This is a genomic window from Sodalinema sp., assembly GCF_046483825.1.
GTDB lineage: Bacteria > Cyanobacteriota > Cyanobacteriia > Cyanobacteriales > Geitlerinemataceae > Sodalinema.
In genome coordinates this window covers 1-25376 of sequence record NZ_JAWOCL010000074.1, presented here as the reverse complement: position 1 = coordinate 25376, position 25376 = coordinate 1, and the positions used below count along the sequence as shown (strand labels likewise).

At 52.7% G+C, this 25376-nt stretch carries 21 protein-coding genes; 16 read left to right on the top strand and 5 right to left on the bottom strand.

The window, feature by feature from the left end:
• Positions 1-289 precede the first annotated feature (289 nt).
• From murD to R6U67_RS05010, 6 genes are all read left to right on the top strand, one after another.
• Positions 290-1639: a UDP-N-acetylmuramoyl-L-alanine--D-glutamate ligase gene (gene murD / locus R6U67_RS05035; protein ID WP_410251537.1), complete on the top strand. Its 1350-nt coding sequence runs from the start codon at positions 290-292 to the stop codon at positions 1637-1639.
• A 32-nt stretch (positions 1640-1671) separates the two neighbouring features.
• On the top strand, positions 1672-2805 hold the full coding sequence (locus tag R6U67_RS05030; protein ID WP_410251536.1) for a glycosyltransferase family 4 protein: 1134 nt from the start codon (positions 1672-1674) through the stop codon (positions 2803-2805).
• Positions 2792-3871, top strand: coding sequence for a glycosyltransferase family 4 protein (locus tag R6U67_RS05025; protein ID WP_410251535.1), 1080 nt, complete (start codon positions 2792-2794; stop codon positions 3869-3871). The genes R6U67_RS05030 and R6U67_RS05025 overlap by 14 nt, the downstream gene beginning before the upstream one ends.
• Positions 3872-4017: 146 nt before the next feature.
• Positions 4018-5451: a phosphoglucosamine mutase gene (glmM, locus tag R6U67_RS05020; protein ID WP_410251534.1), complete on the top strand. Its 1434-nt coding sequence runs from the start codon at positions 4018-4020 to the stop codon at positions 5449-5451.
• A 149-nt stretch (positions 5452-5600) separates the two neighbouring features.
• Positions 5601-6017, top strand: a complete 417-nt coding sequence (locus tag R6U67_RS05015; RefSeq protein WP_159790826.1) for a XisH family protein — start codon at positions 5601-5603, stop codon at positions 6015-6017.
• Positions 6005-6337, top strand: a complete 333-nt coding sequence (locus R6U67_RS05010) for a XisI protein (protein ID WP_159790825.1) — start codon at positions 6005-6007, stop codon at positions 6335-6337. The genes R6U67_RS05015 and R6U67_RS05010 overlap by 13 nt, the downstream gene beginning before the upstream one ends.
• A 13-nt stretch (positions 6338-6350) precedes the next feature.
• On the opposite strand, the gene R6U67_RS05005 is transcribed toward R6U67_RS05010, so the two are convergent.
• The 4 genes from R6U67_RS05005 to R6U67_RS04990 all read right to left on the bottom strand — a co-directional run bounded on the left by R6U67_RS05005 (position 6351) and on the right by R6U67_RS04990 (position 9929).
• Positions 6351-6542, bottom strand: coding sequence for a hypothetical protein (locus R6U67_RS05005; protein ID WP_309494332.1), 192 nt, complete (start codon positions 6540-6542; stop codon positions 6351-6353).
• Positions 6543-6637: 95 nt separating this feature from the next.
• On the bottom strand, positions 6638-7969 hold the full coding sequence (locus tag R6U67_RS05000) for a flavin-containing monooxygenase (RefSeq protein ID WP_410251533.1): 1332 nt from the start codon (positions 7967-7969) through the stop codon (positions 6638-6640).
• Between the two features lie 103 nt (positions 7970-8072).
• A complete protein-coding gene (locus R6U67_RS04995) occupies positions 8073-8891 on the bottom strand; it encodes an SDR family NAD(P)-dependent oxidoreductase (RefSeq protein ID WP_410251532.1) in 819 nt (272 codons plus the stop codon).
• A gap of 51 nt (positions 8892-8942) precedes the next feature.
• A complete protein-coding gene (locus tag R6U67_RS04990) occupies positions 8943-9929 on the bottom strand; it encodes an SDR family NAD(P)-dependent oxidoreductase (RefSeq protein ID WP_410251531.1) in 987 nt (328 codons plus the stop codon).
• Between the two features lie 46 nt (positions 9930-9975).
• On the opposite strand from R6U67_RS04990, the gene R6U67_RS04985 reads away from it, so the two are divergent.
• Positions 9976-11154 carry an alpha/beta hydrolase gene (locus R6U67_RS04985; RefSeq protein WP_410251530.1) on the top strand — a complete coding sequence of 393 codons (1179 nt, stop codon included), beginning with the start codon at positions 9976-9978 and terminating at the stop codon, positions 11152-11154.
• 265 nt (positions 11155-11419) lie between these two features.
• On the top strand, positions 11420-13282 hold the full coding sequence (locus R6U67_RS04980; protein ID WP_410251529.1) for an ABC transporter ATP-binding protein: 1863 nt from the start codon (positions 11420-11422) through the stop codon (positions 13280-13282).
• A 3-nt stretch (positions 13283-13285) separates the two neighbouring features.
• On the opposite strand, the gene R6U67_RS04975 is transcribed toward R6U67_RS04980, so the two are convergent.
• Positions 13286-14584, bottom strand: a complete 1299-nt coding sequence (locus R6U67_RS04975) for a M16 family metallopeptidase (RefSeq protein WP_410251528.1) — start codon at positions 14582-14584, stop codon at positions 13286-13288.
• 146 nt (positions 14585-14730) lie between these two features.
• Between R6U67_RS04975 and crtD the strand changes: the two genes are divergently transcribed.
• From crtD to R6U67_RS04935, 8 genes are all read left to right on the top strand, one after another.
• Entirely contained in the window at positions 14731-16248 is a 1518-nt protein-coding gene (gene crtD / locus R6U67_RS04970) for a C-3',4' desaturase CrtD (protein ID WP_410251527.1), read from the top strand.
• 66 nt (positions 16249-16314) lie between these two features.
• On the top strand, positions 16315-17649 hold the full coding sequence (locus R6U67_RS04965) for a TrkH family potassium uptake protein (RefSeq protein WP_410251526.1): 1335 nt from the start codon (positions 16315-16317) through the stop codon (positions 17647-17649).
• Positions 17650-17763: 114 nt separating this feature from the next.
• A complete protein-coding gene (locus R6U67_RS04960; protein ID WP_410251525.1) occupies positions 17764-18462 on the top strand; it encodes a potassium channel family protein in 699 nt (232 codons plus the stop codon).
• Positions 18463-18530: 68 nt separating this feature from the next.
• Positions 18531-19787, top strand: coding sequence for a bifunctional sterol desaturase/short chain dehydrogenase (locus R6U67_RS04955; RefSeq protein ID WP_410251524.1), 1257 nt, complete (start codon positions 18531-18533; stop codon positions 19785-19787).
• A 29-nt stretch (positions 19788-19816) separates the two neighbouring features.
• On the top strand, positions 19817-20848 hold the full coding sequence (locus R6U67_RS04950) for a glycosyltransferase family 2 protein (RefSeq protein ID WP_410251523.1): 1032 nt from the start codon (positions 19817-19819) through the stop codon (positions 20846-20848).
• Positions 20849-20908: 60 nt separating this feature from the next.
• Positions 20909-22600 (top strand): chaperonin GroEL, encoded by a 1692-nt coding sequence (groL, locus tag R6U67_RS04945; RefSeq protein ID WP_410251522.1) that lies wholly within the window; start codon positions 20909-20911, stop codon positions 22598-22600.
• 157 nt (positions 22601-22757) lie between these two features.
• Positions 22758-25022, top strand: coding sequence for a PAS domain-containing sensor histidine kinase (locus R6U67_RS04940; protein ID WP_410251521.1), 2265 nt, complete (start codon positions 22758-22760; stop codon positions 25020-25022).
• Positions 25004-25376, top strand: a 373-nt coding sequence (locus tag R6U67_RS04935; RefSeq protein ID WP_410251520.1) for a dynamin family protein, incomplete at its 3' end; no start/stop codon positions are given. The genes R6U67_RS04940 and R6U67_RS04935, both read left to right, overlap by 19 nt.

Genomic DNA, 25376 nt, shown 5'->3' with positions numbered 1-25376 from the left:
CGCCCAACCCATCAGCATTACAGAATTTGCGCGAGACCCCCCAAACCGCAAAATCCCCGAACCCCAGCCCCCATCAGCCATACCGCCCATTTTCACCACTCCCTCACTCATACAACTACCCTCTCGCGCAAATTGCAACATTCCTTAACAGATTCAGACCCCTAACCCCATCCATATATATATAGATAGGCCGACCATCACTCAGCCCCCCCCAGTCTAACGATTCCTTGTTCCCCATCCTCGGAAATATGGCAAGATTAGATGAATTTCCGTCAGGGAGGGAACCTGTATGTCAACCGCTCACATTATCGGATTAGGAAAATCGGGACTGGCGGCGGCCCGGTTGCTGAAGCACAACGGTTGGCAAGTTACCGTCAGCGATCGCGGCAGCAGCGACTCCCTCCACCACCAACAACAACTTCTCGCCCAAGATAACATCCCCGTCTCCCTAGGCCATGTCTTCGACCCCGAAACCGCCCAACATCTGGACCTATTAGTCATCAGCCCCGGCGTTCCCTGGGATTTGCCCAACCTCCAACAGGCCCGAAGCCTAGGAATCGAAACCATTGGCGAAATGGAACTCGCCTGGCGACATCTGCAAACCTGTCCCTGGTTAGGAATCACCGGAACCAACGGTAAAACCACCACCACCGCCCTAGCCGCCGCCATCTTCGGTGGGGCTGGACTCAAGGCCCCCGCCTGTGGCAACATCGGCAATGCCGCCTGTGAACTGGCCCTAACCGCCACCCAGCAAGACACCCCTTTAGATTGGGTGGTCGCCGAAATCAGTAGCTATCAAATCGAGTCATCCAGTACCCTCACCCCTCGAATTGGGATTTGGACCACCTTCACCCCAGACCATCTCAACCGCCACAAAACCCTGGACAATTACTACCACATCAAAGCCAAACTCCTGCAATCCTCAGACTTGCAAATTTTTAACGGCGATGACCCCTATTTACGAAACCATCGAGATCACTGGCCTAACGCCCATTGGACCAGCATCGAGAATGACCCCAGTTTAAGCCCCTTCGCCGCCATTGATGGAGATTGGGTCGTGGTCGATGGGGCAAAAATCGTCTCCATCAAAGCTTTACAAATGCCCGGCCGTCATAACCAACAAAATCTCTTGCTGGCTGTAGCGGCGGCCCGATTGGCGGGAATTGAACCCGAGGCGATCGCCCAAGCCATTTCCCAATTTCGCGGCGTTCCCCACCGCCTAGAAGTCATCGGCACTTGGCAAGATATTCGCTTTATCAATGATAGTAAAGCCACCAACTATGATGCCGCCCTCGTGGGGTTAACCTCCGTTCGTAATCCCGTCATTCTCATTGCAGGAGGCGATCCCAAAGACGGCGATGCAACCACCTGGCTAGAGGCGATTCAACGCCAAGCGGCCTTTGTTTTGCTGATTGGCGATGCAGCGGAATCCTTCGCCCAGATGCTAGATGAAGTCGGCTATTCTGACTATAAAATTGTCGAAACTTTAGAGGCAGCGGTGGACGTTTCGCGAGAGTTGGCCCAGAAATATCAGGCGAAAACGGTCTTGTTATCTCCGGCTTGTGCCAGTTTTGACCAGTTTCCTAATTTTGAGGTTCGCGGTCAGGTATTTCGAGAGTTATGTGAACGTTTCTTGTAAGTTTGGGCGTTCCTAGACGGAGGATTGATGAAATGGGAGAGATTGCGTTTGATGCTAGTAGTTTTCACTGGAGTCGTTCCGATGGCTTAAATCGCTATATCGGAGAGTTGTTAGACGACTACCGCGACGGCGATCGCTTCTGTTTTTATACCACCGATTCAACCCGAGTCGGGACGAATGCTTCTCAGTTTCAAGTTCTCCGTCCTCCAACCCTCTATCGTAATGATTTCAAAAATAATCTAAGGCGCTTACTTTGGCATCAAATTGGTTTGCCTTTATCAATTTTAAAGCGAAAACACCGATTATTTTATTCTCCTGTATTTGAAGGAATGTTAGTTCCTATTTGCCCACAAATTATCACTATTCATGATATTTTGCCGATTCGCTTTCCTGATGTATATCCTCGCATTAAATACTATTTTCAATTTATTTTGCCGCAACTCATTCGCGCTTCTGATGCCATTATTACCACGTCAAACTACACCAAACAAGAGATTTTAGACCATTATGATTGCCACAATACCCCAATTCATGTCGTCTATCAAGGCTATCGAGAGGATATTTTTAACCTCAATTCTGATGACCTAAAAGATTCCATTTCCTCTCCTAAAACTCCCTTTATTTTATGTGTCGGAGAAACGCGACCCTATAAAAACCTACGTCGCCTCATTGAAGCCTTTAGCCGAGCCAATTGTCCTAACCTAGAATTGCGGATTGTGGGAAACCTCAATAAATGCGATCGCCCCCTCTTAGACTACCCCAAACAACTCGGCTGTCACGAACGAGTCAAGTTTCTTGGATTTGTCCCCGATGACGCCTTAGCCGACTTATATCGCCGGGCGATCGCCTTCGCCTTTCCCTCTCTCTACGAGGGATTCGGGATTCCGCCCCTCGAAGCCATGGCCTGTGGTTGTCCCGTATTAGCCAGCAATCAAACCGCCATTCCCGAAGTCTGCGGCGAGGCGGCGTTCTATGTGAATCCCTATGACATCGACGACATCGCCCAGGGAATTGTGCAACTGGTGAATAATCCTCAATTGCGACAACAATTACGACAACGAGGACAACACCAGGTAAAATCATTTCGCGCTCACCCAATGGGCGATCGCATCCTCAAAATCCTCGACCATTACCTACCCCCAAATCGAGCCAATGGTACTGATTAACCTCGCCTTTTTAATGGAGAAGCCCACCGGAATCAGTACCTACGCCCTGAATCTGATTCCTCAGTTGCGATCGCTCGATCCCATCCTCCTCACCCCTCAACCCAAACTGGGATTTCGCCATCATCCCATCCCCAGAGGACTCACCCCAGAACAAGGCTTAATCGGGCATCTCAAACGTCTCCTCTGGACCCAATTCGCCCTACCGCGACTCTATCGAGACTTCGACGGCGATCTTCTCTTCTCACCCCTTCCCGAAGCCCCCCTCGGCTGGACTGGCCGCTATGTGGTCACCGTCTATGATGCCATTCCCCTGCGTTTTCCCAAACCGGCCTCCCCCATGACCCTCTATCATCGCCTCTACGTTCCCCAAGTCTTACACCAGGCCCAACATCTCCTCTGTATCTCCCAATCCACCGCCGACGATGCGATGGCCTTTTACGGCGTTCCCGCCGCCAAAATCACCGTCACCCCCCTGGCTTACGATCGCCATCGCTATCGCCATCTCAACCTTCCCCGTCGCAATTACTTCCTCTATTTGGGCCGACATGATCCCTACAAAAACCTGCAACGGGCCATCGCCGCCTTCGCCCAACTTCCCCCCTCCCTCGACTGTGAATTTTGGATTGGCGGGTCCTTTGACCGCCGTTACACCCCCAACCTACAGCAACAGGTGCAAGAGTTGCAGTTAGGCGATCGCGTCAAATTCCTCGATTACATCAACGCCAACGACTTACCCATCCTCCTCAACCAAGCCTTAGCCCTCGTCTTTCCCTCCCTCTGGGAAGGTTTCGGCTTACCCATTCTAGAAGCCATGGCCTGCGGTTGTCCCGTCCTGGCCTCAAACGTCGCCTCCATTCCCGAAGTCACCGCAGACGCGGCCCTACTCGTCGATCCTTACGATTTACAACAATTAACCGATGGGATGGCCATCCTAGCGAAACAAGATGATGTGCGATCGCATCTTCAACAACGGGGCCGCGATCGCGTTCACCACTTTAGCTGGGAAAAAACAGGACAACTCAGTTGCGGCATCTTGCATCAACTGTCTTGTTCTGGCAACCCCTAAGACACAATTGTTCACGGCCGGACATGGTATCCTCCAGGTGTATGTCAGGTCGAGCGTATCTCGGGTCTTTGGGCGGTTGAACCTTACCCGCAAACTTGGGGACGCATCAACCTGTGAGTGTGATTTGTGTGGAGTGATTCGGAAATATGGTTATGTCGCCTTTAGTTCGCCAACCCTCAACCTCCTTGGCGGAGATATCCCCCTTTGCAACGTCTCCCCTGAACCTACCCCCCTCGAAGCTATTTGGAACCGATGGGATTCGCGGTCATGTGGGAGACCTTCTCAACGCCCCCCTGGCCTTGCAAGTGGGCTTCTGGGCTGGCCAGGTGTTCAAAGACTGTCAGGGAGGGGGTGCGATCGCCCTGGGGCAAGATTCCCGCAACTCCAGTAGTATGTTAGCCATGGCCCTGTCAGCGGGACTCACCGCCGCCGGGTTAGAGGTTTGGGACCTGGGATTATGTCCCACCCCCTGCGTCGCCTATCTGGCCGCCACTTCCGAGGCCATTGGTGGGGTGATGATTTCGGCTAGCCATAACCCCCCGGCTGATAATGGGATTAAATTCTTCGGGCCAACCGGGGCCAAACTTCCCTCAGACATTCAACAACGCATCGAAGCCGGGATTCGCGGCCAACTCACCCTCAGCGAGAGTAACGCCAGTTGGGGTCGTCATTACCATCGCCCCGAGTTAGTTAGAGACTATCTCAACGCCGTTCAAACTCCCCTGGGACTGGATTTACAGGGAATGAAAGTCGTCTTAGACTTAGCCTGGGGGGCCGCCAGTCACGTCGCCCCGCAAGCTTTCGCCGCCTTGGGGGCTGAGGTGATTTGTTTACATGATCGCCCCGACGGCGATCGTATCAACGTCAACTGTGGTTCAACCCATCTCGATCCCCTACGGGCGGCGGTATTAAGCCATAATGCCTGTTTAGGATTTGCCTTTGATGGCGATGCCGATCGCGTCTTAGCGGTTGACGGCCAAGGACGGGCCATTGACGGCGATTATATCCTCTATCTCTGGGGTCAGGCCTTGCGGCAAACGGGACAACTCCCCGATAATCTGATTGTCTCGACGGTGATGGCTAATTTAGGCTTTGAACGGGCCTGGGAAGCCCAAGGAGGCCAACTACTGCGAACCTCCGTTGGCGATCAATATGTTCACGCGGAGATGCAACGAACGGGATCGACTCTCGGCGGCGAACAGTCGGGCCATGTCATTTGTAGTCATTACGGTGTTAGCGGTGATGGCTTGTTGACAGCGTTGCATTTGGCGGCGTTAGTCAAACGCAGTGGAAGCGGTTTATCGGAATTAGTCAACGAGAGTTTCCAAACCTATCCCCAGGTGTTGCAGAATGTGCGCGTCGAGGATCGGGAGTTGCGGTTAAACTGGCAACAGTGTGATCCGCTTCAGCAGGCGATCGCCACCGCTGAAACCGCCATGGGAGATCAAGGCCGTGTCTTGGTTCGGGCCTCGGGAACGGAACCCGTGATTCGCGTGATGGTGGAAGCCGCCACGTCTGAGTTAGTCCATCATTGGACTGATAATCTGGTGTTAGCGGTTCGTCAACATCTTTTGAGTTAAGCAAACTGCAAACGACCTGAGTACCAGAAACCGGGTTTCTTGGAGAAACTCGGTTTCTTAACTGCATCCTGCACCCCTAGCGATCGGAAAATCATCCCCCGGATGGGTTCCTTTGGCAAAATTCAAAGTTTATACTTGAATCATCCATCATGCCAGCCAGAGATATCTATCATGAACAGGTCAAAACTGCATTGATTCGGGAGGGTTGGACAATTACCGATGACCCCTATGTATTAAGTTTTGGACGTAGCAACCTATTTGTTGATTTAGGGGCTTCTAAATTAGTCTCTGCCGAAAAAGGAAATCAGAAGATTGCCGTAGAAGTCAAAAGTTTTATCGGAAAATCGAAAATCAATGACTTAGAAAATGCCCTAGGTCAATATACATTGTATTATGATATCCTAAAAAGGACTGAGCCAGAACGTCAGTTGTATTTAGCGATTACAGACGATGCGTTTGATGATGTTTTTAAAGAACCAATTGGCGAGGTTTTACTAGAAAATAAACGTCTAAATTTGATTGTCGTTGACCGACGAACAGGAGAGATTCGTCAATGGATAGCCTAGAATATCACCGGATTATCACTGAAATCTTGCAGGAGTACGCCAAAATCCCCTATGCTCATCGTAGCCTAGAGCGAAGGCTGATTATTGGCGAAGATCATAAAAGTTATGCCTTGTTTACCGTTGGACAACTCAATAATAAACAAGTTCATGGCTGTGTTCTTCATTTAGAAATTATCGGCGATAAGGTGTGGATTCACCAAGATGGCTTAGAAGATGGAATCGCCGATGAGTTACTGAACGCGGGTATCCCGCAAGAGAAGATTGTTTTAGGGTTCCACCACCCTGATCTTCGACCTTATACGGGGTTTGCGATCGGTTAGGATGGTAAAGTCCCTAACCATCGGGAAATTGCCAACAGGCGATGCGTTCAATCCGAGAACTTCCACAGCGACAGGGTTGGGGTTCCGAAGCCACCCATTCATAACCGCAATCTTGGCAATGATGGAACAGATTGTTACGGTTAGCCCTCTCGATTTTGGCTTTCCAACTTTCGATATCTTGGGGATTGGGATTTTGAGACATCATAATAGATTAAAACAACAAACGCTAGTAGGGGCGGGTCATCCCCTCCTGGGAGGGGCTAGGGGTGGGTTCCCCTCCAATTTGGTATCCAATGCAACTCACAACGGCTGATTCTGGAAATTTGGATCTTCCTTGTCCAATTGACGGGCTTTCCACCTCAACACCCCCCAGGCGAAATCGAGGAGTTTAAGCTGACGAAACACCCGATGAGGGTCCGACAAATGAGTTTCTGGTAACTGCTGTCCCATCGCTTTAAACACCAGTCCCAGGGGAACATCAATCTCATCCTGAAGCTGAAGACAGCGGGCAAATCGAGGTCCAAATGCCGCAATCAGAGACCCCACCCCGCCTCGGGCCTGTCCCCAACCTAGATAGGCTAATCCCTTATAATCAGCAAGAAACGAACCGCCATAACATTGAACCGTCGCCCCGCGCACTCGTTGCAATTCTTCGGGTAAAAAGGGATAGGCAACATGATAGCCCGTCGCACAAACAATTAAGTCAAACTCCTCCCGGCTGCCATCAACAAACTCGACAAATTGACCGTCAAGTTTGCTAACCTCTGGCTTAGGCAAGATGCGACCATGTTTGATATAATAAGGAACTTCGTTATTTAGAGTTGGGTGTTTGTCAAAAATACGATGATTCGGTTTGGGTAAGCCATATCGCTCATGTTTGCCAAAGGTTAGGCGAATAATGGTATAGGCTAACCCCCGCTGAAACCATTGCGGCATCCAACCGCGAATTAAGTCCACAATGGGAAATCCGGCGAAGCTTTTAGGGATAAACCAGACGGATTCGCGCAAACTCAAGACGCTTTTTTCGGCAACTCGGGCGGCTTCGGCGGCGATGTCACAACCAGAGTTGCCACCGCCAATGACTAAGACTCGTTTTCCTCGTAAAATATCGGGTGTTTTGTAGTCTTTGGAATGGATAATGTCCCCGGCAAAGGTTCCCTTAAAGTCTGGAAACCGTTTACACCAGTGATGTCCGTTACAGAGGATAACTCCTTTATAAATGCGTTGTTCGCCGTTGGCAAAGGTAATTTCCCAAAGGTTATCTGCAATGGGGCGAACTAGATTAACTCGGCGTTCGAGTTCAATCTGGGGGCGCAGTTGAAAGTGATCGGCAAAGCTGTTTAAATAGGCTAAGAGTTGTTGGGCGCTGGGGAAATCGGGGTAATCTGAGGGCATGGGAAAGTGAGTGAATTGCGTCACTTTCTTTGATGAGATAATATGGGCGCTTTCATAAACGCCGTGATACCAATTCCCGCCAATATCGTCGCTGGCATCCACTTGATCATAGGGGATTTTAGCATCTTTTAAGGCTTGGGCAATTCCTAATCCAACAAATCCCGCCCCGATAATTAGTTGTTTGTGGCGAGTGTCGGTGGGAGTGGAGGTTTTGGGTTGAGTTGCGGTGTGAAGCATAGATTGGAGGGAACAGGGAACAGGGAACAGGGAACAGGGAACAGGGATAACCCACCCCTAACCCCTCCCAGGAGGGGATGGCAAGAGGCAAGAGATAAAGGGGTTAGGGTTTTGCGTTTTGTTTGGGTTTGAAGTAGTCCACGCCCCAGGTTATAATGGGTGGGAAATAGCGTTTTATTTGGTGGAAAACTTGGGCTTTTCTATCGGGGAAGACGTGGAGTTTGTCTTGGGCGATCGCCCGAATCACCGCCTCAATGACTCGCTCAGGATCGGTGGCATCTTTATCAGAAATTCCTGTGGTCTCTTGCGCTAAACTCCCATATTTTTCAGCTTGTAACAGGGGGGTACGACTAAAATAGGGATAGACGGCTGTTACTTTAACATTGTAGGGTTTAACCTCGTTAAATAGCCCTTCACTAAAGCCGCGCAAGCCGAATTTACTACTGGCATAATGGGCCATCCCCGCCACAGCAATCCAACCGGCTAAGGAGGAGATATTAACGATATGGCCTTGACGACGCTGAATCATATCAGCCACAAACAGGGTACTTAAGCGCATGGGGGCTAACAAATTGACTTGCATTAACCGTTCCCATTTATCCGTGGGAACTTCATCCATGCGTCCGTATAAGCCAATCCCGGCATTGTTAATTAAAATATCAACAGGAACGCCCAAGGCGTTAACCGCATCGTAGAGGGATTGCGATCCAGCGGGTTCAGATAAATCGACCCCCAAACAGGCTAAAACCTTGCCCGTTTTAACCTCTTGTTGAATCGCCTCCGCTTGTTGGCGTAACCTGGCTTCGTCCAAGTCAGCCAGAATTAACTGTCCCCCAGCCTTTAATAATTTGCGGGTAAACTGTTGACCAAATCCACCCGCCGCCCCGGTTAGAACGATCGCAGCGTCTTTAAATTGAGTCATCTTGCAACAACATTAGATTAGCAACACAGCCAAATTTGGCACTATCAAGCGTTAGGTTTTCGGGGCTTGTAACGCTCCCCACAGTAACAGCGGCCAGGGGATAATTAAGTCTGGAATGAGTGTATCACGGTCTCTCAGGGCGGGGAACTGAGCGCCGAGGAGAAAGCGCAGCGATCGCAAGGAGGCGGGACGATTGCCAGCTTGGTCTACCAGTTTATAGCGTCGGGCCAGTTCGGCGACAATCTGCACTTTACCACTGTAGCGGAGAACCTTGGCATCGGCGGCTAGGGCGGCGATCGCCCGGCCAGTGAGTAAGGGGGTTTCCCAATTGTAGCGATCGCGCATCAGCGTCCGTTGCGGGTCCAATTCTCCCTCAGCCGAGGTATTATCCGCAAAACGGGCGATTTGTTCCGTTCCCACAATTCCCGGCCAAATCGCAATCGAGGCGATATTATCCGGCTTTAACTCCACAGCCATGTCGGCGGCTAGGCGATCGCAGGCGGACTTCCCGGCCCCATAGGCGGCCCCGAAAAGATAGGATAGTCCCCCCCAGGAGGAAATGGTACAAATCAGCCCTCGCTGGCGGCGGTTCATCAGACGGGCCGCAAAAATGCTGCTGACGTAGTGACTGCGTAACCCCACTTGGTTCACCGCATCCCAGAGTTGCGGCCCCTGTTTCCAGAAGGGATCGCCGTAAGCATCGGCGATGGCTTGTACCCCCGCGAACACGTTGTTAACCAAGAGATCCAGTTGGCCTTCTTGTTCGCTGTCAATGCGATCGAACAGCGATCGCACCTGTTCATCATCACTGTGATCCACTTGAACCGGAACGCAGACACCGCCAGCTTCTTCCACCGCCGCTTGAGTGTCGAGTAAGGTTCCGCCAATCTCGCGATCTTCGAGATTTGAGCGATCGTAACTACGGCCGGTAATATACACCGTCGCCCCCGCTTCCCCCAAGCCGACAGCGATACCTTTTCCTAAGCCCCGTGTTGCCCCAGTGACCAAAGCCACTTTACCCTGAAGATGTTGCACCATAATGCCCGTATTTCCTTAAATTTGCGATAAAGTTGCGATGACTCTAATGTCCCTTGTACCGTGGCTTCTAGCGATTCTCAGCGGTTTAGGACTGTTGTTGAGTCTGGCGATTGTGTTACCGGCCCCCACCATGTTGATCTTGGTGTTTACGGTTGTCACCCCCGAGATTTCGCCCTGGCTGGTAGGCGTTCACGCGATCGCCCTGTTGCTGTTGGCCCGTTTGTCTCTCACGGGGGGCGTTGCGATCGCCATCCTTGTCTGTAGTCTACTGGGTTTAAGCCTCAGCCTGCTACCCCTGCTGCAAGTTCCCGCCACCGTGGCCCGGTTCAACGCCGAGATGGAACGAGGATTAGGGTCAGCGTATCTCAAAACCGTCCCTGAACCCAGTCGCCAGGCCATGCGTCGCCAACCGTTGCAGCTACTGGATGTCTTTCGCGGGATTCCTCTCCCACCGGTTCGCATTCAACGAGGGATTCCCTTCGCCGAACCCGATGACGTACCTCTGAAACTCAATCTCTATCGGCCGGAAGCGGTGGGGCAATATCCCACGGTTATCATTATCTATGGTGGGGCCTGGCGACAGGGAACCCCGAATAATGATGAATGGTTTAGCCGCTATCTCGCCAGTCGCGGCTATACGGTGGTCGCCATTGATTACCGCCACGCACCTGAGTATCAATTTCCGGCCCAATTGGAGGATGTTAAAACGGCGATTGGCGTTATCTGCGATCGCGCGCAAGAATTCGAGGTGGATGGCGATCGCATCGCGTTGATGGGGCGATCGTCCGGCGGACATTTAGCCATGTTAGCCGCTTATGACCCCGATTCAATTCCCATTCGCGGGCTAATTAACTACTACGCCCCCGTAAATTTAACCAACGGTTATTACGATTTACCCAATCCCGATCCCTTGGGAATCCAAAACATCTTACGAGACTTCCTCGGTGGTACGCCCGAAGAACTCCCAGACTTGTACGATCGCGCCTCCCCCTGGCATCTCGTCGCCCCCAATTTACCGCCATCTCTCCTTATATATGGTCAACGAGATCATTTAGTTCAAGCCAAATTCGGACGTAAACTCCAAGAGAAATTATTAACCTTTGACAATCGTTCAATCTTCCTAGAAATTCCCTGGGCAGAACACGCCTTTGATGCCGTCCATTTTGGCATTAGCAATCAAATCGCCCTCTATTACACCGAACGTTTCCTAGCCCATACCCTATAAGAAACCGAGTTTCTCCAAGAAACCCGGTTTCTGGTATTCGACCCCAGTTCACCCAGAATAAGAAACCGAGTTTCTCCAAGAAACCCGGTTTCTGGTATTCGACCCAAGTTCACCCAGAATAAGAAACCAAGTTTCTCCAATAAACCCGGTTTCTGGTATTCGACCCCCCAACCCAGCAAATAGATGCCATATTTTGATAAGCTAGTCCTAGTGGAAGGACGCACACTTGCGGTTCGCCCCGACAGACCCCGATTCTGGATGAACCTTGTCTAAACGCCGCAACCGCCAACTCGATCAGCCCCCCCTCAAAATGCCGCAAAAATCCCCAAAAACGCGGTTTTTTAATGTTCTTGCCAATACCCCCAAACTGGTCAAATTGGTTTGGCAAGCTGAACCCGGCTATCTGCTTCTTTCAGTCGTTATCACCCTAATTCGCGGCTTAATTCCCGTTACCGAACTCTATATCACCAAACTGGTCGTCGATGAAGTTGTCGCCAATATCGGGCAACTCGAAGCCGCTGGCTTAACCATTTTAGGATTAGTCGCCCTACGATTTGCCATTAGTTTCCTATCAGAAGTTGCCAACCAAGTCAATAGTTATAGCCTACAAGTTCTTAAAGATCGCTTTTCAATTCACGCCAACGGGGTTCTCATTCAGCAAGCCATTCGTCTGGATTTATCCCATTACGAATTACCTGAATTTCATGATACCCTCAGCCGCGCCCAACAAAGCGGAAGTGACTATCCTGTTCGCATTTTAGGAACCTTAACTGGGTTACTGGGGCAATTGGTGAGTTTCTTCAGTTCTATTGCCCTCTTGTTGCGATTTAGCCCCTGGGTGATGCTGTTATTATTGGCGACCTCAGTTCCTGCACTTTGGGCCAGTGTTAAGTATTCTGGGCGGCGATTTTGGCTGTCGCGATCGCAAACTCAAGCCGGCCGACGCGCCGATTACCTACAACGAGTCTTAACCCAAAACGCCTTCGCCAAAGAAGTCCGTTTATTTCGCCTAGGAGACTATCTCCTGCAACAATGGATGGACATTCGTCGCCGCTTCAACAACGAATCGGCTTTCCTGGCCCGCCGCTTTGCTACAGTCCGGGGATTAGCGGGAACCGTTGCCAACTTAGGCTACTATAGCGCCTATGGTTGGACGATTGTGCGGGCGGTTCAGGGAACCATTAGCATCGGAGATTTTACCATGTATTCTGGGGCGTTTGCCCAAGCCCAAAGTGTCTTACAACAGATTTTACAAAGTATCGCCCAAACCTATGAATATAACCTTTATGTCTCCCAATATTTTGAGTTTTTAGACTTAGCCCCGAAAGTTGTAGAACCCCCCGAACCGAAACCCTTTCCTAACCCCATTTGTCAGGGATTAGAATTACGCAACGTCAGTTTTACCTATCCGGGGGCCAGCGAACCCACCCTGGAAAACCTCAATTTAACCGTCAAACCCGGAGAAAGTATCGCCCTGGTGGGGGTGAATGGGGCGGGAAAAACCACCTTATTGAAGCTGGTGACGCGACTGTATGATCCCAGTGAGGGAGAAATTACCGTCGATGGCGTTCCCCTCTCGGAAATCGCCTTGCAGGAGTTACGCCGGAACATTGGTGTGATTTTCCAGGATTTCGCCCGTTATAGTCTCACCGCCCAGGATAATATCGGCTTTGGGGACTTGTCGCGGCGGGATGATCTCGGCCAAATTGATGCGGCGGCGGCGGCTGGGGGGGCGACGGAGGTGATTGAGGGGTTAGATCAAGGCTATGAGACGATTTTGGGGAAAATCTTTGCCGGGGGAACCGATTTATCGGGGGGACAATGGCAGAAAATTGGTATGGCCCGGGCCTTTATGAGTTCGGCGCCGATCTTGATTTTGGATGAACCGACGGCGGCGTTGGATGCGATCGCCGAGTCGGAGTTATTTAGTCGCTTCCGTCGCCTCACAGAAGGACGGATGACGTTTTTTGTCAGTCACCGCTTTTCGACGGTTCGCATGGCCGATCGCATTGTGGTTCTAGAAAACCATCGTATTATTGAAATCGGCTCTCATGCGCAACTGTTAGAGAAACGCGGCCTCTACGCCAAAATGTTTCACCTACAAGCATCCAGTTATCTCAACGAGTAACCCCTAACCGGGGCGCACAACCACCACCCCAAAGGCTTCAGGATTGAGATATTTCTGGGCCGCCTCCCGTAAATCCTCGCGGCTGAGCGATCGCACCGCCTCGGGATAGGCGATCGCCGGGTCCACATCTCCCACCAGCGCCTGAAAATAGCCATATAAATTGGCGCGATCGCTGGGCCGTTCACTCCCAAACACAAAGCGATTGGCCACTTGCTTACGAATCCGTTCCATCTCCAACTCAGACACCAACTCATCCTGTAAACGGCGTACCTCCTGCAAAATTGCCGTTTCCACCGTCTCTAAATGGTCCTCAGGTAAGTGCGCCCCCACCTGAAACAGGCCTTGTAGGCGATAACTGAGGTTTCCCGCCCCCACCCGAGACACCAGCCCTTGTTCCTCCCGCAACTGGCGCACCAAACGCCCAGTCCGTCCCTGGCCTAAAATACTGGCCAACACATCCAACGCATAGGTTTCTTGCAACTGCGCCAATCCCGGAACTCGCCACAAGACACTCAAGCGGGCCTGCTGCAAGCTGCGATCGCGATAATCCCGGCGCACCACCTCCGCAAACCCCAACTCCGGCGCGGGGAAGGACCGAGGCGGTAACGGACAGGCGATCGCCAAATCATCATCAGACACCTGCGCGAAGGAGTCCGCCACCGTCGCCACCAACTCCTCCACCGGCAGATTTCCCACCGCCACCGCTGTCAGGGATTCGGGGCGATACCAGGTGCGGTGAAAGTCGCGCATTTGCTGAGGTTGTAGCCCCGAGACAATCTCCGTCGATCCCAACACCGGGCGACGATAGGGAAGTTCAGCAAAGGCCAACTCAATGGCCCGTTGATAGTTCCGTCGCTGCGGATTGTCATCAGAACGGCGGATTTCTTCTAACACCACCTGACGTTCTCGCTGAAACGCCTCTTCCGCAATTTGCGGGTTCAACACCACATCGAGTTGCAGGGGGGTTAACGCCGCGAAATCCTGGGGCGCACAGGTGAGATAAAACTGAGTATAATCCTGACTGGTGGCGGCGTTGGTCACCGCGCCTCGGGCTTCGATGCGGCGCTCGAACTCGCCTAATTTGAGGCGATCGCTGCCCTTGAAAATCATATGTTCGAGAAAGTGAGCCGTACCCACCATGGCATCCGCTTCGATGGCTGAGCCGACATTGAACCAAAGACTGAGATTCACCGCCTCAACCGGAACCTGCTCGGCAATCACCGTTAAACCGTTGGCGAACTTACGAATCGTTGGTGTGTTGAGGGCAACATGAGGAAAGCGATTGAGGAGAGTAGAAGTCATGGGCGCTTGAAGTGAACAATCGACCAAACGTCGATACAGCGAGAGTCTGCACCACAAAATCACAAACCCTCCTCTCCAGTTTAAGTTATTTTAAGTGTTAAGAAAGGTAAACTTAAATAAGAATTTCCCTCAACTCTCCCAATCCCATGACCAACTCGCCCAAACCCCCAAAGATTATCGTCATCGGTGCGGGCATCGGTGGACTCACTGCCGCCGCCCTCTTAGCACATCGCGGTTATTCTGTCAAGGTTTATGACCAAGCGATTGTCCCTGGGGGCTGTGCCTCGACCTTTAAACGACGCGGCTTCATCTTTGACGTTGGCGCGACCCAAGTGGCGGGTCTCGAACCGGGCGGCATTCACCATCGCATCTTCGAGGAATTAGAGATTCCCTTACCGTCAGCCTCTCCCTGCGATCCCGCCTGTGCCGTCTATCTCCCCGGAGAAACCGAACCCATCAACGTTTGGCGAGATCCCCTCCGTTGGCGCGAAGAACAACGGCGACAGTTTCCCGGTAGTGACCCCTTCTGGCAACTGATGCGAACCCTATTTCGGGCGAGTTGGGCCTTTCAGGGACGAGATCCCGTCCTACCGCCCCGCAATTTGTGGGATCTCAGCCGCCTGGTGGGGGCGGTACGGCCAGGAACTCTGGTGACGGTTCCCTTTACCTTTTGGACCGTGGGCGATGCTCTGCGCTGGTTTGGCCTCGACGGCGATCGCCGCCTCCGCACCTTCCTCGACCTGCAACTGAAACTGTACTCCCAAGTCGAGGCTGAAGACACGGCCCTTCTCTACGCCGCCACGGCCCTAGGCGTGTCTCAGGACCCCCAGGGACTCTATCACCTAGAGGGTAGTATGCAGGTGTTGAGCGATCGCCTACAACAGTCCTTAGCGCGAGATGGCGGAACGCTCCAGATGGGCCATCGCGTCGAAGCCATCCACAACCCCAACAACAGCCCAAATCACCCAGTCACCGGCGTAACAGTCCGCAACCTAAAAACCGAGGCCACCTGGACCGACTCCGCCGATCTCATCGTCGCCAACGTCACTGTCCAAAACCTCGTCCAACTCCTGGACCATCCCCCCTCCGGTTATCACCGCCGCGTTGACAAACTCCCCCCCGCCTCCGGGGCCTTCGTCATCTATCTCGGCGTCGATGCGGCGGCCATTCCCGCCGACTGTCCCCCCCATCTGCAATTCTTCTACGACGGCGAGGGAGAGATTGCCGAAAATAACTCTCTGTTCGTCTCCGTCAGTCGTCCCGGCGATGGCCGCGCCTCCGAGGGACAAGCTACCCTCATCGCCTCCTCCTTCACCGATGTCCGGCAATGGTGGACCTGTGACGATTACGACCAGCTTAAAGACCACTATACCCAGGCGGCGATCGCCCGTCTCAACGGCTACTTCGACCTCTCCCCCCAGCATCTGATTCACATCGAAGCCGCCACCCCCCGCAGCTTCGCCCACTTTACCGCACGCGAGGCCGGCGTCGTCGGCGGCCTGGGCCAGCGTCTCTCCACCTTTGGCCCCTTCGGCTTTGCCAATCGGACCCCCATCTCTAACCTCTGGCTGGTGGGAGATTGCACCCATCCCGGCGAAGGAACCGCTGGCGTTAGCTACTCCGCCTATACCGTCGTGCGGCAAATTGACGCCAAATTTGGCTAAGCATTTCAGAATCGGCAAAGGTCGGTAAGATACTACAATGCAATTTACTTTCATTCGCTCCCGTCCATGACTGTTGCGCGAACTATCTGTTTAGGCTTTCTCGGGGTGATCAGCGTGGGAACGCTGCTGTTGATGTTACCGGTTTCCTTGGCTGATGGCAGTTGGAACTCATTCGTAACCGCCCTGTTTACCGCCACCTCGGCCACCTGTGTCACCGGCTTAATTGTCGTGGATACTGGCAGTTATTACTCCTTTTGGGGGCAATTGATTATCGTTGCCCTCATTCAAGTGGGAGGCTTAGGCTACATGACGGCAAACACGTTTTTACTGCTTTTATTGGGCCGTCGCTCTCGGGTTCGCTATCGCATCGCCTTGCAAGAATCCCTCGATTCTGGCGGTGTCTCCAGTGTTTCTCAGCTTCTCAAATCCATTATCGGTTTAACGGTTGTCTTGGAACTGACGGGTGTCTTTGTCCTCATGACGATTTTTATTCCCGAATTTGGGTGGACTTACGGTATGTGGCAATCAGTTTTTCATAGTATTAGTGCCTTTAATAATGCTGGATTTAGTTTATTTGAAGATAGCTTAATGGGCTACAGTGATCTTCCGAGGATGACGGTTTTTATTACCTTTTTGATTATTTTGGGAGGTATTGGCTATCAAGTCATGATGGAAGCTTTTTTCTGGATACAAAACAAATTTCAAACCGACAAAAAGCGGTTTCGCTTCTCACTTCATGTCAAAATTGCAACCAGTACCACAATCACCTTGCTGCTGGTTGGCTTCCTAGGCTTTTTTGCCAGTGAACTCTCCAACGCCGAGACGTTGCAACCCCTATCCTGGTCCAATAAAATTCTTGCCGCCTGGTTTCAATCTGTCACCACACGCACCGCCGGATTTAATACTATTGATACTGGTCAAATGACAACGGCGGGTTTATTCTTAACCATTGCTTTAATGTTTATTGGTGCGAGTCCTGGCAGTACCGGCGGCGGAATTAAAACGACAACCTTTCGGATCTTGACGACTTGCACAAAATCTGTATTGCAAGGACGTGAAAACGTGATTCTCTACGAGCGCCGCGTTGCCATGGAACTGATTATGAAAGCCGTTGCGGTGACCGTTGGTTCGATATCTATTGTTGCACTCTCGACGATGATCTTGGCAATTTCTGAACCCAGTTTACCCTTTATCAATCTGTTTTTTGAGACAATTTCCGCCTTTGCAACGGTGGGCTTGTCAACGGGAATTACGGCTGATTTTTCGACCTTTGGGGCTTTGATTATCACACTTTTGATGTATGCTGGTCGAGTGGGTATCTTGATTTTAATGGCGGCATTATTGGGAGACCCCAAACCGAGCGTCCTCGACTACCCAGACGAAGACTTGCTCGTGGGATAGACTCGGGTTATCGATCAAGAACAACCCTAGAACAGAAAACCCTTAGATAATGGCTAGAAACATCCCCCATTTGCAACTTTATTTTTTTTCGATAGACTACCAGGAATGGCAAACGTGAATTTATCCTCTTTTAACTTCCTCAAAAGTTGGCAGCCCGAAAACAGTAAGCAATTTGCTGTCATTGGGTTAGGGCGTTTTGGGCGTGCTGTCTGTGCCACGCTGCATGAAAATCGCTACGAAGTGTTAGCGGTCGATCGCGATGACAAACTGGTCAATTTAGCCCTAAACGATCGCATCGCCGATCATGTTCTCTGTCTCGATACCACCGAACCGTCTGCCCTCAAAGAAGCGGGACTCTTTGAGTTTGATATTGTCATTGTGGCTATCGGTAACTTTCTGGCTGAGAGCATTATCACAACCTTGAACCTCAAAGAAGGAGGCGTGAAACATGTCGTCACCAAAGCCTCATCCGGGGTTCATGTCAAGTTGCTCAAAAAAGTCGGCGCCGATCGCGTCGTCTTCCCGGAACGAGAAATGGGATGCGCCCTGGCCCGCGCCCTCACTCGCCCCCGAATTTTAGAGCAGTTTGAACTTGACCCCAACCACAGTATTGTAGAAATGGTTGTCCCCGATAAATTCGAGGGTAAAACTCTAGCAGAACTAGACTTACGTAAATCCTATGGTATCAGTGTCTTAGCCGTCGGCAAAAATGAGGGATTTGAAATCAACCCCAGTCCCCAAGCCCGACTCAAAAAAGGCTTAGCTATGGTGGTGATTGGCTCCAACCGAGACCTCGATCAACTCCCCCTATAGGTGAGTTCCCCAAATTTTGATTCAATACCATTGATTAGATCATTGATTAGAGAGTCACCCACAAGACTATGACGATCCTTCATTGGAGTGCGATCGCCGCCTGGGCCATCGCCGCCATCATCTGGGTAGAAGTCATCCGCGATCTCTACCATGTCCTGGCCCATATTTGGCCCCCCCTAACTCGGCTGCATAACTGGCATCACCGGGTCTTTCGCCCCGATTTAACCCCCACCAGCGCCTTAATTTACCGCCAGGCGCAATGGTATAACGACGTTCCTGAATCCTGCGTCATGATTGCCTTTAGCCTGGCGCTTTGGGGGCTGGCCTGGAGTGTCACCCCCGAAGTGGCCTGGGGATGCAGTGCCGGAGTTCTCTATTCTCTCGTCTTTCTCCTGTCCGCGATGGCTCGGGGGATGGGTTGGGCCTGGGCTCACGATCTCACCGATGTTACCCACCTCCCCGGCCCCTTCCCAACGCCGCCCTCCCGTTGGTGGGTGAATCGCCCTTACCATTGGCGACATCACTTTGAGAACCAAAACGCCTATTTTTGCAGTACACTCACCGTCGTGGATCAACTTATGGGTACGGCACTTTCTCTCAAGGGCAAAACCATCGCCGTCACCGGCGCGTCAGGAACCTTAGGCCAGGCTCTACTCGGTCAGCTTCAGGCCAACGGGGCCAAAGTCATCGCCCTCACCTCGGGCCATCAGCCTATCGAACTCAACGGACAGGAAATTCCCAGCCAGCGTTGGCAGGTGGGGGAAGAAGCCGCCCTGGCCGAAACCTTCGCTAACGTTGATATCCTCGTGATTAACCACGGGATCAATGTTCACGGCGATCGCTCCCCCGACGCCATTGACCAGTCTTATCAAGTGAATGCCTTTTCCGCCTGGCGGTTGATGGAAGCATTCCTCGAAACCGTGGACGGCGATCGCGATCGCGTCCGCAAAGAACTCTGGGTCAACACCTCCGAAGCCGAAGTCAACCCCGCCTTTAGCCCCCTCTACGAACTCAGCAAACGCACCCTAGGGGATTTAGTCACCCTGCGTCGTCTCGACTCCCCCTGCATCATCCGCAAACTGATCCTCGGACCATTTAAGAGTAACCTCAACCCTGTGGGTGTGATGTCCGGCGATCGCGTGGCGGCCAAAATCGTCAAACTGGCTCAACGGGATGTCCGTAACATTATTGTTACCATCAACCCCATTACCTGGGTTCTCCATCCCCTCAAAGAGTTGACCGTTTCTCTCTATTTCCGCTGGCTAACGCGGCCATACCCAGTTACCGAAATCTGTGCTAACCAGGATATATCCTCCGAGTCGTGAGACTCCTGCCACCCCCTCGGTCAACCACTATGCGTTCTAGCCCAACTAGCCCCCCGAGCCTCAGTCTTCCTAGCCTCGATGTCTCCGTCGTCGCCCCCATCTATAACGAAGTTGATAGTGTGGGCCGTTTAATCGAGTCCATTGTGAGCGTGATGGACGAGACTGACTTCTCCTATAACGTCATCCTCGTTGACGATGGCTCTAGCGACGGAACCCGCGATCGCCTACGACAACTGGTTGAAGATTATAGCCAGCTCAAGGTGATTTTCTTTCGGCGCAACTATGGCCAAACCGCCGCCATGGCCGCCGGATTCCAGGAAGCCGAGGGACAGGTTATCGTCACCCTTGACGGGGACCTACAAAATGACCCCAAAGACATTCCCAAGCTCATCGCCACCCTCGATGAAGGCTATGATCTCGTCAGTGGTTGGCGAAAAAACCGCCAAGATGCCGCCCTAACCCGGTTACTCCCCTCGAAAATCGCCAACTGGCTCATTGGCCGCGTCACCAGCGTCGATCTCCATGACTATGGCTGTTCCCTGAAAGCCTACCGGCGAGAAATCGTCGTTGATATGAACCTCTACGGTGAACTGCACCGTTTTTTGCCGGCCTTGGCCTTCATCGAAGGAGCCAGAATTGCCGAGGTTCCCGTCAGTCATCATGCTCGCCAGTTTGGTCAGAGTAAATATGGCTTAGGGCGTACCTTTCGGGTGTTGATGGATCTGTTGACGGTGTTTTTCCTCAAGAAATTTCTCACCCGCCCTATGCACGTATTTGGCGGTTTGGGGATTCTCTCGATTGTTGCTGGTGTGGTCTTGGGAGGCTATTTAACGGGGCTGAAACTGCTCACGGGGGCCAACATCGGCGATCGCCCCCTGCTCACCCTGGCCATCTTGCTGCTCCTTGCGGGCATACAATTGTTTAGCTTTGGCTTGTTGGGCGAATTGCTGATGCGGACCTATCATGAGTCCCAACATCGTCCCATCTACCGCATCCGGGAAATTCTCGGATCTTCTGCACCGAACCCCTCCAACGACGGGAGTACGGTTTCTACGAATTAGCACTCCCCCCTTCAGAGTGCTAAGTTTAGGTGTTGAAGTTGCTAGTCGTTCAGAACATTCATGGCCAAAATTATCTCTTTTGATGAAGAATCACGGCGATCCCTGGAGCGGGGCGTTAACGCCCTCGCTGATGCCGTGCGGATCACCCTCGGCCCGAAAGGCCGTAACGTGGTTCTTGAAAAAAAATTCGGTGCGCCCGATATCGTCAATGACGGGATCACCATCGCCAAAGATGTCGAACTCGAAGATCCCCTCGAAAACGCTGGCGCTAAGTTAATCCGAGAAGTCGCCTCACAAACCAAGGATCTGGCTGGAGACGGAACCACCACCGCAACGGTTCTGGCTCAAGCGATGATTCGCGAAGGCTTGAAAAATGTCGCCGCTGGTGCCAATCCTGTGGCCCTCAGACGCGGGATTGAGAAATCCATTGCCAAACTCGTTGCTGAAATTGCCAACGTCGCCAAACCCGTTGAAGGGCCGGCGATCGAACAGGTGGCCACCGTCTCTGCGGGCAATGACACGGAAGTGGGCGAAATGATCGCCAAAGCGATGGATAAGGTCACCAAAGATGGCGTGATCACCGTTGAGGAGTCCAAATCTCTGGCGACGGAACTCGATGTCGTCGAAGGGATGCAAATCGATCGCGGGTATCTCTCTCCCTACTTTGTCACCGATGCTGAACGGCAAACGGTGGAGTATGAGGGCGCGTATGTGCTGATTACCGATAAAAAAATTAGCTCGATTCAAGAGATTGTCGGTGTCTTAGAAAAAGTCTCTCAACAGTCGGCCTCGTTGCTGATTATTGCTGAGGATGTCGAAGGGGAAGCCTTGGCGACCTTGGTGGTCAACAAAGCCCGGGGTGTGCTGAATGTGGCCGCCATTAAGGCCCCTGGATTTGGCGATCGCCGCAAGCAGATGTTACAAGACATCGCCACCCTCACCGGCGGACAAGTCATTTCTGAAGATGTGGGCTTAAGCCTTGACGCGGTCTCCCTTGATATGCTAGGCAAAGCCCGCAAGGTCAGCCTCAGCAAAGACAACACCACGCTGCTCTCGGACGAAGACCCCCGCCAGAAGTCTGACGTGCAAAAACGCATTGCTCAACTGCGTAAAGAACTCGAAAGAACTGACTCGGACTACGATCGCGAGAAACTCCAAGAACGCATCGCTAAACTGGCCGGCGGTGTGGCGGTCATCAAAGTTGGCGCGGCGACCGAAACGGAACTGCGCAGCCGCAAACTCCGCATCGAAGACGCCCTCAACGCCACCAAAGCGGCGGTGGATGAAGGCATCGTCCCCGGCGGCGGAACCACCCTCATTCACCTGGCGAAACTCCTCAGCGAGTTCAAATCGAGCCTCCACGACGAAGAACAACTCGGGGCTGAAATCGTCCTCAAAGCCCTCGAAGCTCCCCTGGCGCAAATCGTGGACAATGCCGGTGGTGAAGGCGCTGTCGTGGTCGAGAAGGTCCGCGAAAGCGAGTTCAACATTGGCTACAACGCCATCAGCGGCAAGTATGAAGACCTCATCGCCGCTGGTATCATTGACCCGGCCAAAGTGGTGCGCTCGGCCTTGCAAAATGCCGGTTCCATCGCGGGCATGATCCTGACCACCGAAGCCCTCGTGGTTGAGAAACCCGAAAAAGGTAACCCCGAAGCCGACATGGGCGGCATGGGCGGCATGGGCGGCATGGGCGGCATGGGCATGGGCGGCATGGGCATGGGCGGCATGGGCATGGGCGGCATGATGTAGTCCCCATCCCTGGCCCGTTTGCTCATGGCTGGCCCCGAGGGCCGCTCTTGTAAGCCGACATTCACCCCTACAATAGAGGGAGGCAGAACTCAACTGCCTCCCTTTTTTGTTGGATCTGCTCGAAAACGCTTGGCAGGGGAATCCGAACTCGCTTACTGTGGACAATAGCCCGGTCTCAGCCTTCCCTTGGCCCTCTCTGACTCCCCCGCTGTTGCCCCTCGGTCCTTCGGTCTATCAGGGGGTCTCAGCCTCGATCGCCTCGGATCAACCCAGTTCGCCTCGGCTGCCCAACGACATTCAAGCCGCCATGTATGTCCCTACGAATTTAGACCTATTTCAGTCGTTCTTGGCCGATAGTCCCATTGCCATGGCAATGGTGGACTCGCAGATGCGATATCTCTGTGTTAGCCGTCATTGGTGTCGGCGACTCGGGGGGGAGGCGGACTCGTTAATTGGGCGATCGCATTATGACCTCTATCCCTACAATGCCCAACGCTGGCAGGCCATTCATCGCTACTGCTTAGAGGGCGATCGCAGCGGTCGCTGGCAGGATCTACGCTGTCGCCAAGCCGATGGCAGCACCTGCCCCATGACCTGGACCATCAGCCCCTGGAAAGATGCTCAAGGTCAGATTGGCGGTCTGATTCTCGTCTGTGATGATATCAGCAAACCGAAACGCGCTCTACAACAACTGCGCCGACAACGGACCGCCTTGAGTCTGCATCTAACCAAAGTGCAAGGGGAGTTGGAAAAAGCGCGTCAGGAACGCGATCGCATTGACAATATCCGCAGCATGAGTCAAATCTCCATTAACCAAGCTGGAGATGCGGTCTTTTGGATTACCCGAGATGGCCAGATCTTTTACATCAATGATGCGGCCTGTCTCTCCCTCGGCTATGGTCGTGAACAGTTATTGACTATGACGATTCACGATATTAACCCCGATCTGCCCCCGGAAATTTGGCCGGATTATTGGGATCAAATTCGTGAGTTTGGCTCCTTTACCCTAGAATCGCGCCATCGCACCAAGGATGGCAAGGTGTTTCCTGTCGAAATTACCATCAACTCCCTGGTATACAACGATGAGGAATATACCTGCACCTTTGCTCGCGATATTAGTGAGCGCAAACACGCTGAGGCGGAACTCTATCAAGCCACTCTGGCCGCTGAAGCCGCTAACGAAGCGAAAAGCTCGTTTTTGGCCAACATGAGCCACGAGTTACGCACTCCCCTCAATGCCATCATCGGCTATAGCGAAATCCTCCAAGAAGAAATTGAGGATATGGAACTTGAGGACGAGGAAATTATGACCGACCTCAAGAGTATCACCACCGCTGGCCGCCATTTGTTGACCATTATTCAGGATATTCTCGACTTCTCGAAAATTGAAGCCGGGAAAATGGATCTCGATCCTCAGGTGTTTAATGTCTCGACGTTGGTGCAGGAGGTGGCCAGTACGGTGCAACCGCTGGTGGATAAAAATACGAATACCATTCGCGTTGATTCGAGTCTGAATGTGGGCACGATGGAAACCGATCAGACGAAGGTTCGACAAGTGCTGCTGAATTTGCTCAGTAATGCGGCTAAGTTTACTCACCAAGGCACGATTGTCTTGACGGTGAATCGCCAGGAGTCGCCTTTTAGTGTGATGTCGATGTCGGCTGAGGCTGAGTCGACGGCGGCTGAGGTGGCTCAGGGAACTCCTGAGCGCCCGCTCTCGGCGGCAGAACCGGGCTGGATTTGCTTCCGGGTCAGCGATACGGGGATTGGTATGACTCGTGAGCAGATTGAGCAGATCTTTCAGCCGTTTACGCAAGCGGATCAGTCGACGACGAAAAAGTATGGGGGAACGGGATTGGGGTTGGCCATTAGTCGTCGCTTTTGTCAGATGATGGGGGGCGATATTACGGTGGACAGTGAACCGGGGGTTGGCTCGACGTTTATTGTGGATTTGCCGGCGGGCCAGGTTTCGGGTTCTCTGACGACGGCTCAGGAGGGCAAACCGGTTAATATCAATCATCATCCTCGCCCATCGGCGGCTCAGGATTCCGAGCCGGAGGATACGCCACTCTTGGAGGAAACGGCGGAGTTATTGGGGTTACCGGAGTTTTCGAATGTGAGTTTGGAGGATTTTACGGACGAGGAGCGATCGTCGGCCACCTTGGAGGAGTTGGACGACGGCTTTGGGGATCAAGAGGCCGATCATTGGTGGAATTGGGATAATGATCTGCCTCAGGAGCCAGCAACGACAACCTCGACAACGACGTCCATGTCAACCCCGGTGGGGTCGTCGTCTCAATGGACGGAAGCGCCCTGGAATGAGGAAGAATGGGATGAGAGTATGTTTGGGGATGATGGTCAAGCGCCGGAGGACCCTTTTCCTGAGGAAACGGAGTTAGATTATTGGGAGTCGGAACCGTGACGGATTGGCAAGGTTTTTCGCTGGCTCGGGCTCGTCAAAGTTTGGCGCGATCGCTCGCTCGCTATCGTCAGCCTCGACGGGGTGGGCGATCGCTCCCGGTGCAGTCAGCCCAGGAGCAGTTGGAGCTGAGTTTACAGAAGCTAGAGAGTGGCTTGGTTCGGGTGGCGGTGTTTGGTGCGGTGAGTCGGGGCAAATCGGCGGTGTTGAATGCTCTACTCGGACGGCGGGTGTTTGCTACTGGCCCGCTCAATGGGGTGACGCAATGGACGCGATCGGTGATGTGGCAGGTTCCTTCCCCGACGGGCCTGATTCCGGTGGAGTTGATTGATACTCCCGGTATTGATGAGATTGCTG

What these genes read in the sequence shown, in the direction of transcription:
- murD (WP_410251537.1), top strand. Translation starts at nt 290, where the DNA reads ATGTCAACCGCTCACATTATCGGATTAGGAAAATCGGGACTGGCGGCG.
- crtD (WP_410251527.1), top strand. Translation starts at nt 14,731, where the DNA reads ATGACCAACTCGCCCAAACCCCCAAAGATTATCGTCATCGGTGCGGGC.
- R6U67_RS04955 (WP_410251524.1), top strand. Translation starts at nt 18,531, where the DNA reads ATGACGATCCTTCATTGGAGTGCGATCGCCGCCTGGGCCATCGCCGCC.
- R6U67_RS05015 (WP_159790826.1), top strand. Translation starts at nt 5,601, where the DNA reads ATGCCAGCCAGAGATATCTATCATGAACAGGTCAAAACTGCATTGATT.
- R6U67_RS05025 (WP_410251535.1), top strand. Translation starts at nt 2,792, where the DNA reads ATGGTACTGATTAACCTCGCCTTTTTAATGGAGAAGCCCACCGGAATC.
- R6U67_RS04965 (WP_410251526.1), top strand. Translation starts at nt 16,315, where the DNA reads ATGACTGTTGCGCGAACTATCTGTTTAGGCTTTCTCGGGGTGATCAGC.
- R6U67_RS04975 (WP_410251528.1), bottom strand. Translation starts at nt 14,584, where the DNA reads ATGACTTCTACTCTCCTCAATCGCTTTCCTCATGTTGCCCTCAACACA.
- R6U67_RS04985 (WP_410251530.1), top strand. Translation starts at nt 9,976, where the DNA reads ATGTCCCTTGTACCGTGGCTTCTAGCGATTCTCAGCGGTTTAGGACTG.
- glmM (WP_410251534.1), top strand. Translation starts at nt 4,018, where the DNA reads ATGGTTATGTCGCCTTTAGTTCGCCAACCCTCAACCTCCTTGGCGGAG.
- R6U67_RS04995 (WP_410251532.1), bottom strand. Translation starts at nt 8,891, where the DNA reads ATGACTCAATTTAAAGACGCTGCGATCGTTCTAACCGGGGCGGCGGGT.
- R6U67_RS04990 (WP_410251531.1), bottom strand. Translation starts at nt 9,929, where the DNA reads ATGGTGCAACATCTTCAGGGTAAAGTGGCTTTGGTCACTGGGGCAACA.
- R6U67_RS04950 (WP_410251523.1), top strand. Translation starts at nt 19,817, where the DNA reads ATGCGTTCTAGCCCAACTAGCCCCCCGAGCCTCAGTCTTCCTAGCCTC.
- R6U67_RS05010 (WP_159790825.1), top strand. Translation starts at nt 6,005, where the DNA reads ATGGATAGCCTAGAATATCACCGGATTATCACTGAAATCTTGCAGGAG.
- groL (WP_410251522.1), top strand. Translation starts at nt 20,909, where the DNA reads ATGGCCAAAATTATCTCTTTTGATGAAGAATCACGGCGATCCCTGGAG.
- R6U67_RS05030 (WP_410251536.1), top strand. Translation starts at nt 1,672, where the DNA reads ATGGGAGAGATTGCGTTTGATGCTAGTAGTTTTCACTGGAGTCGTTCC.
- R6U67_RS05000 (WP_410251533.1), bottom strand. Translation starts at nt 7,969, where the DNA reads ATGCTTCACACCGCAACTCAACCCAAAACCTCCACTCCCACCGACACT.
- R6U67_RS05005 (WP_309494332.1), bottom strand. Translation starts at nt 6,542, where the DNA reads ATGATGTCTCAAAATCCCAATCCCCAAGATATCGAAAGTTGGAAAGCC.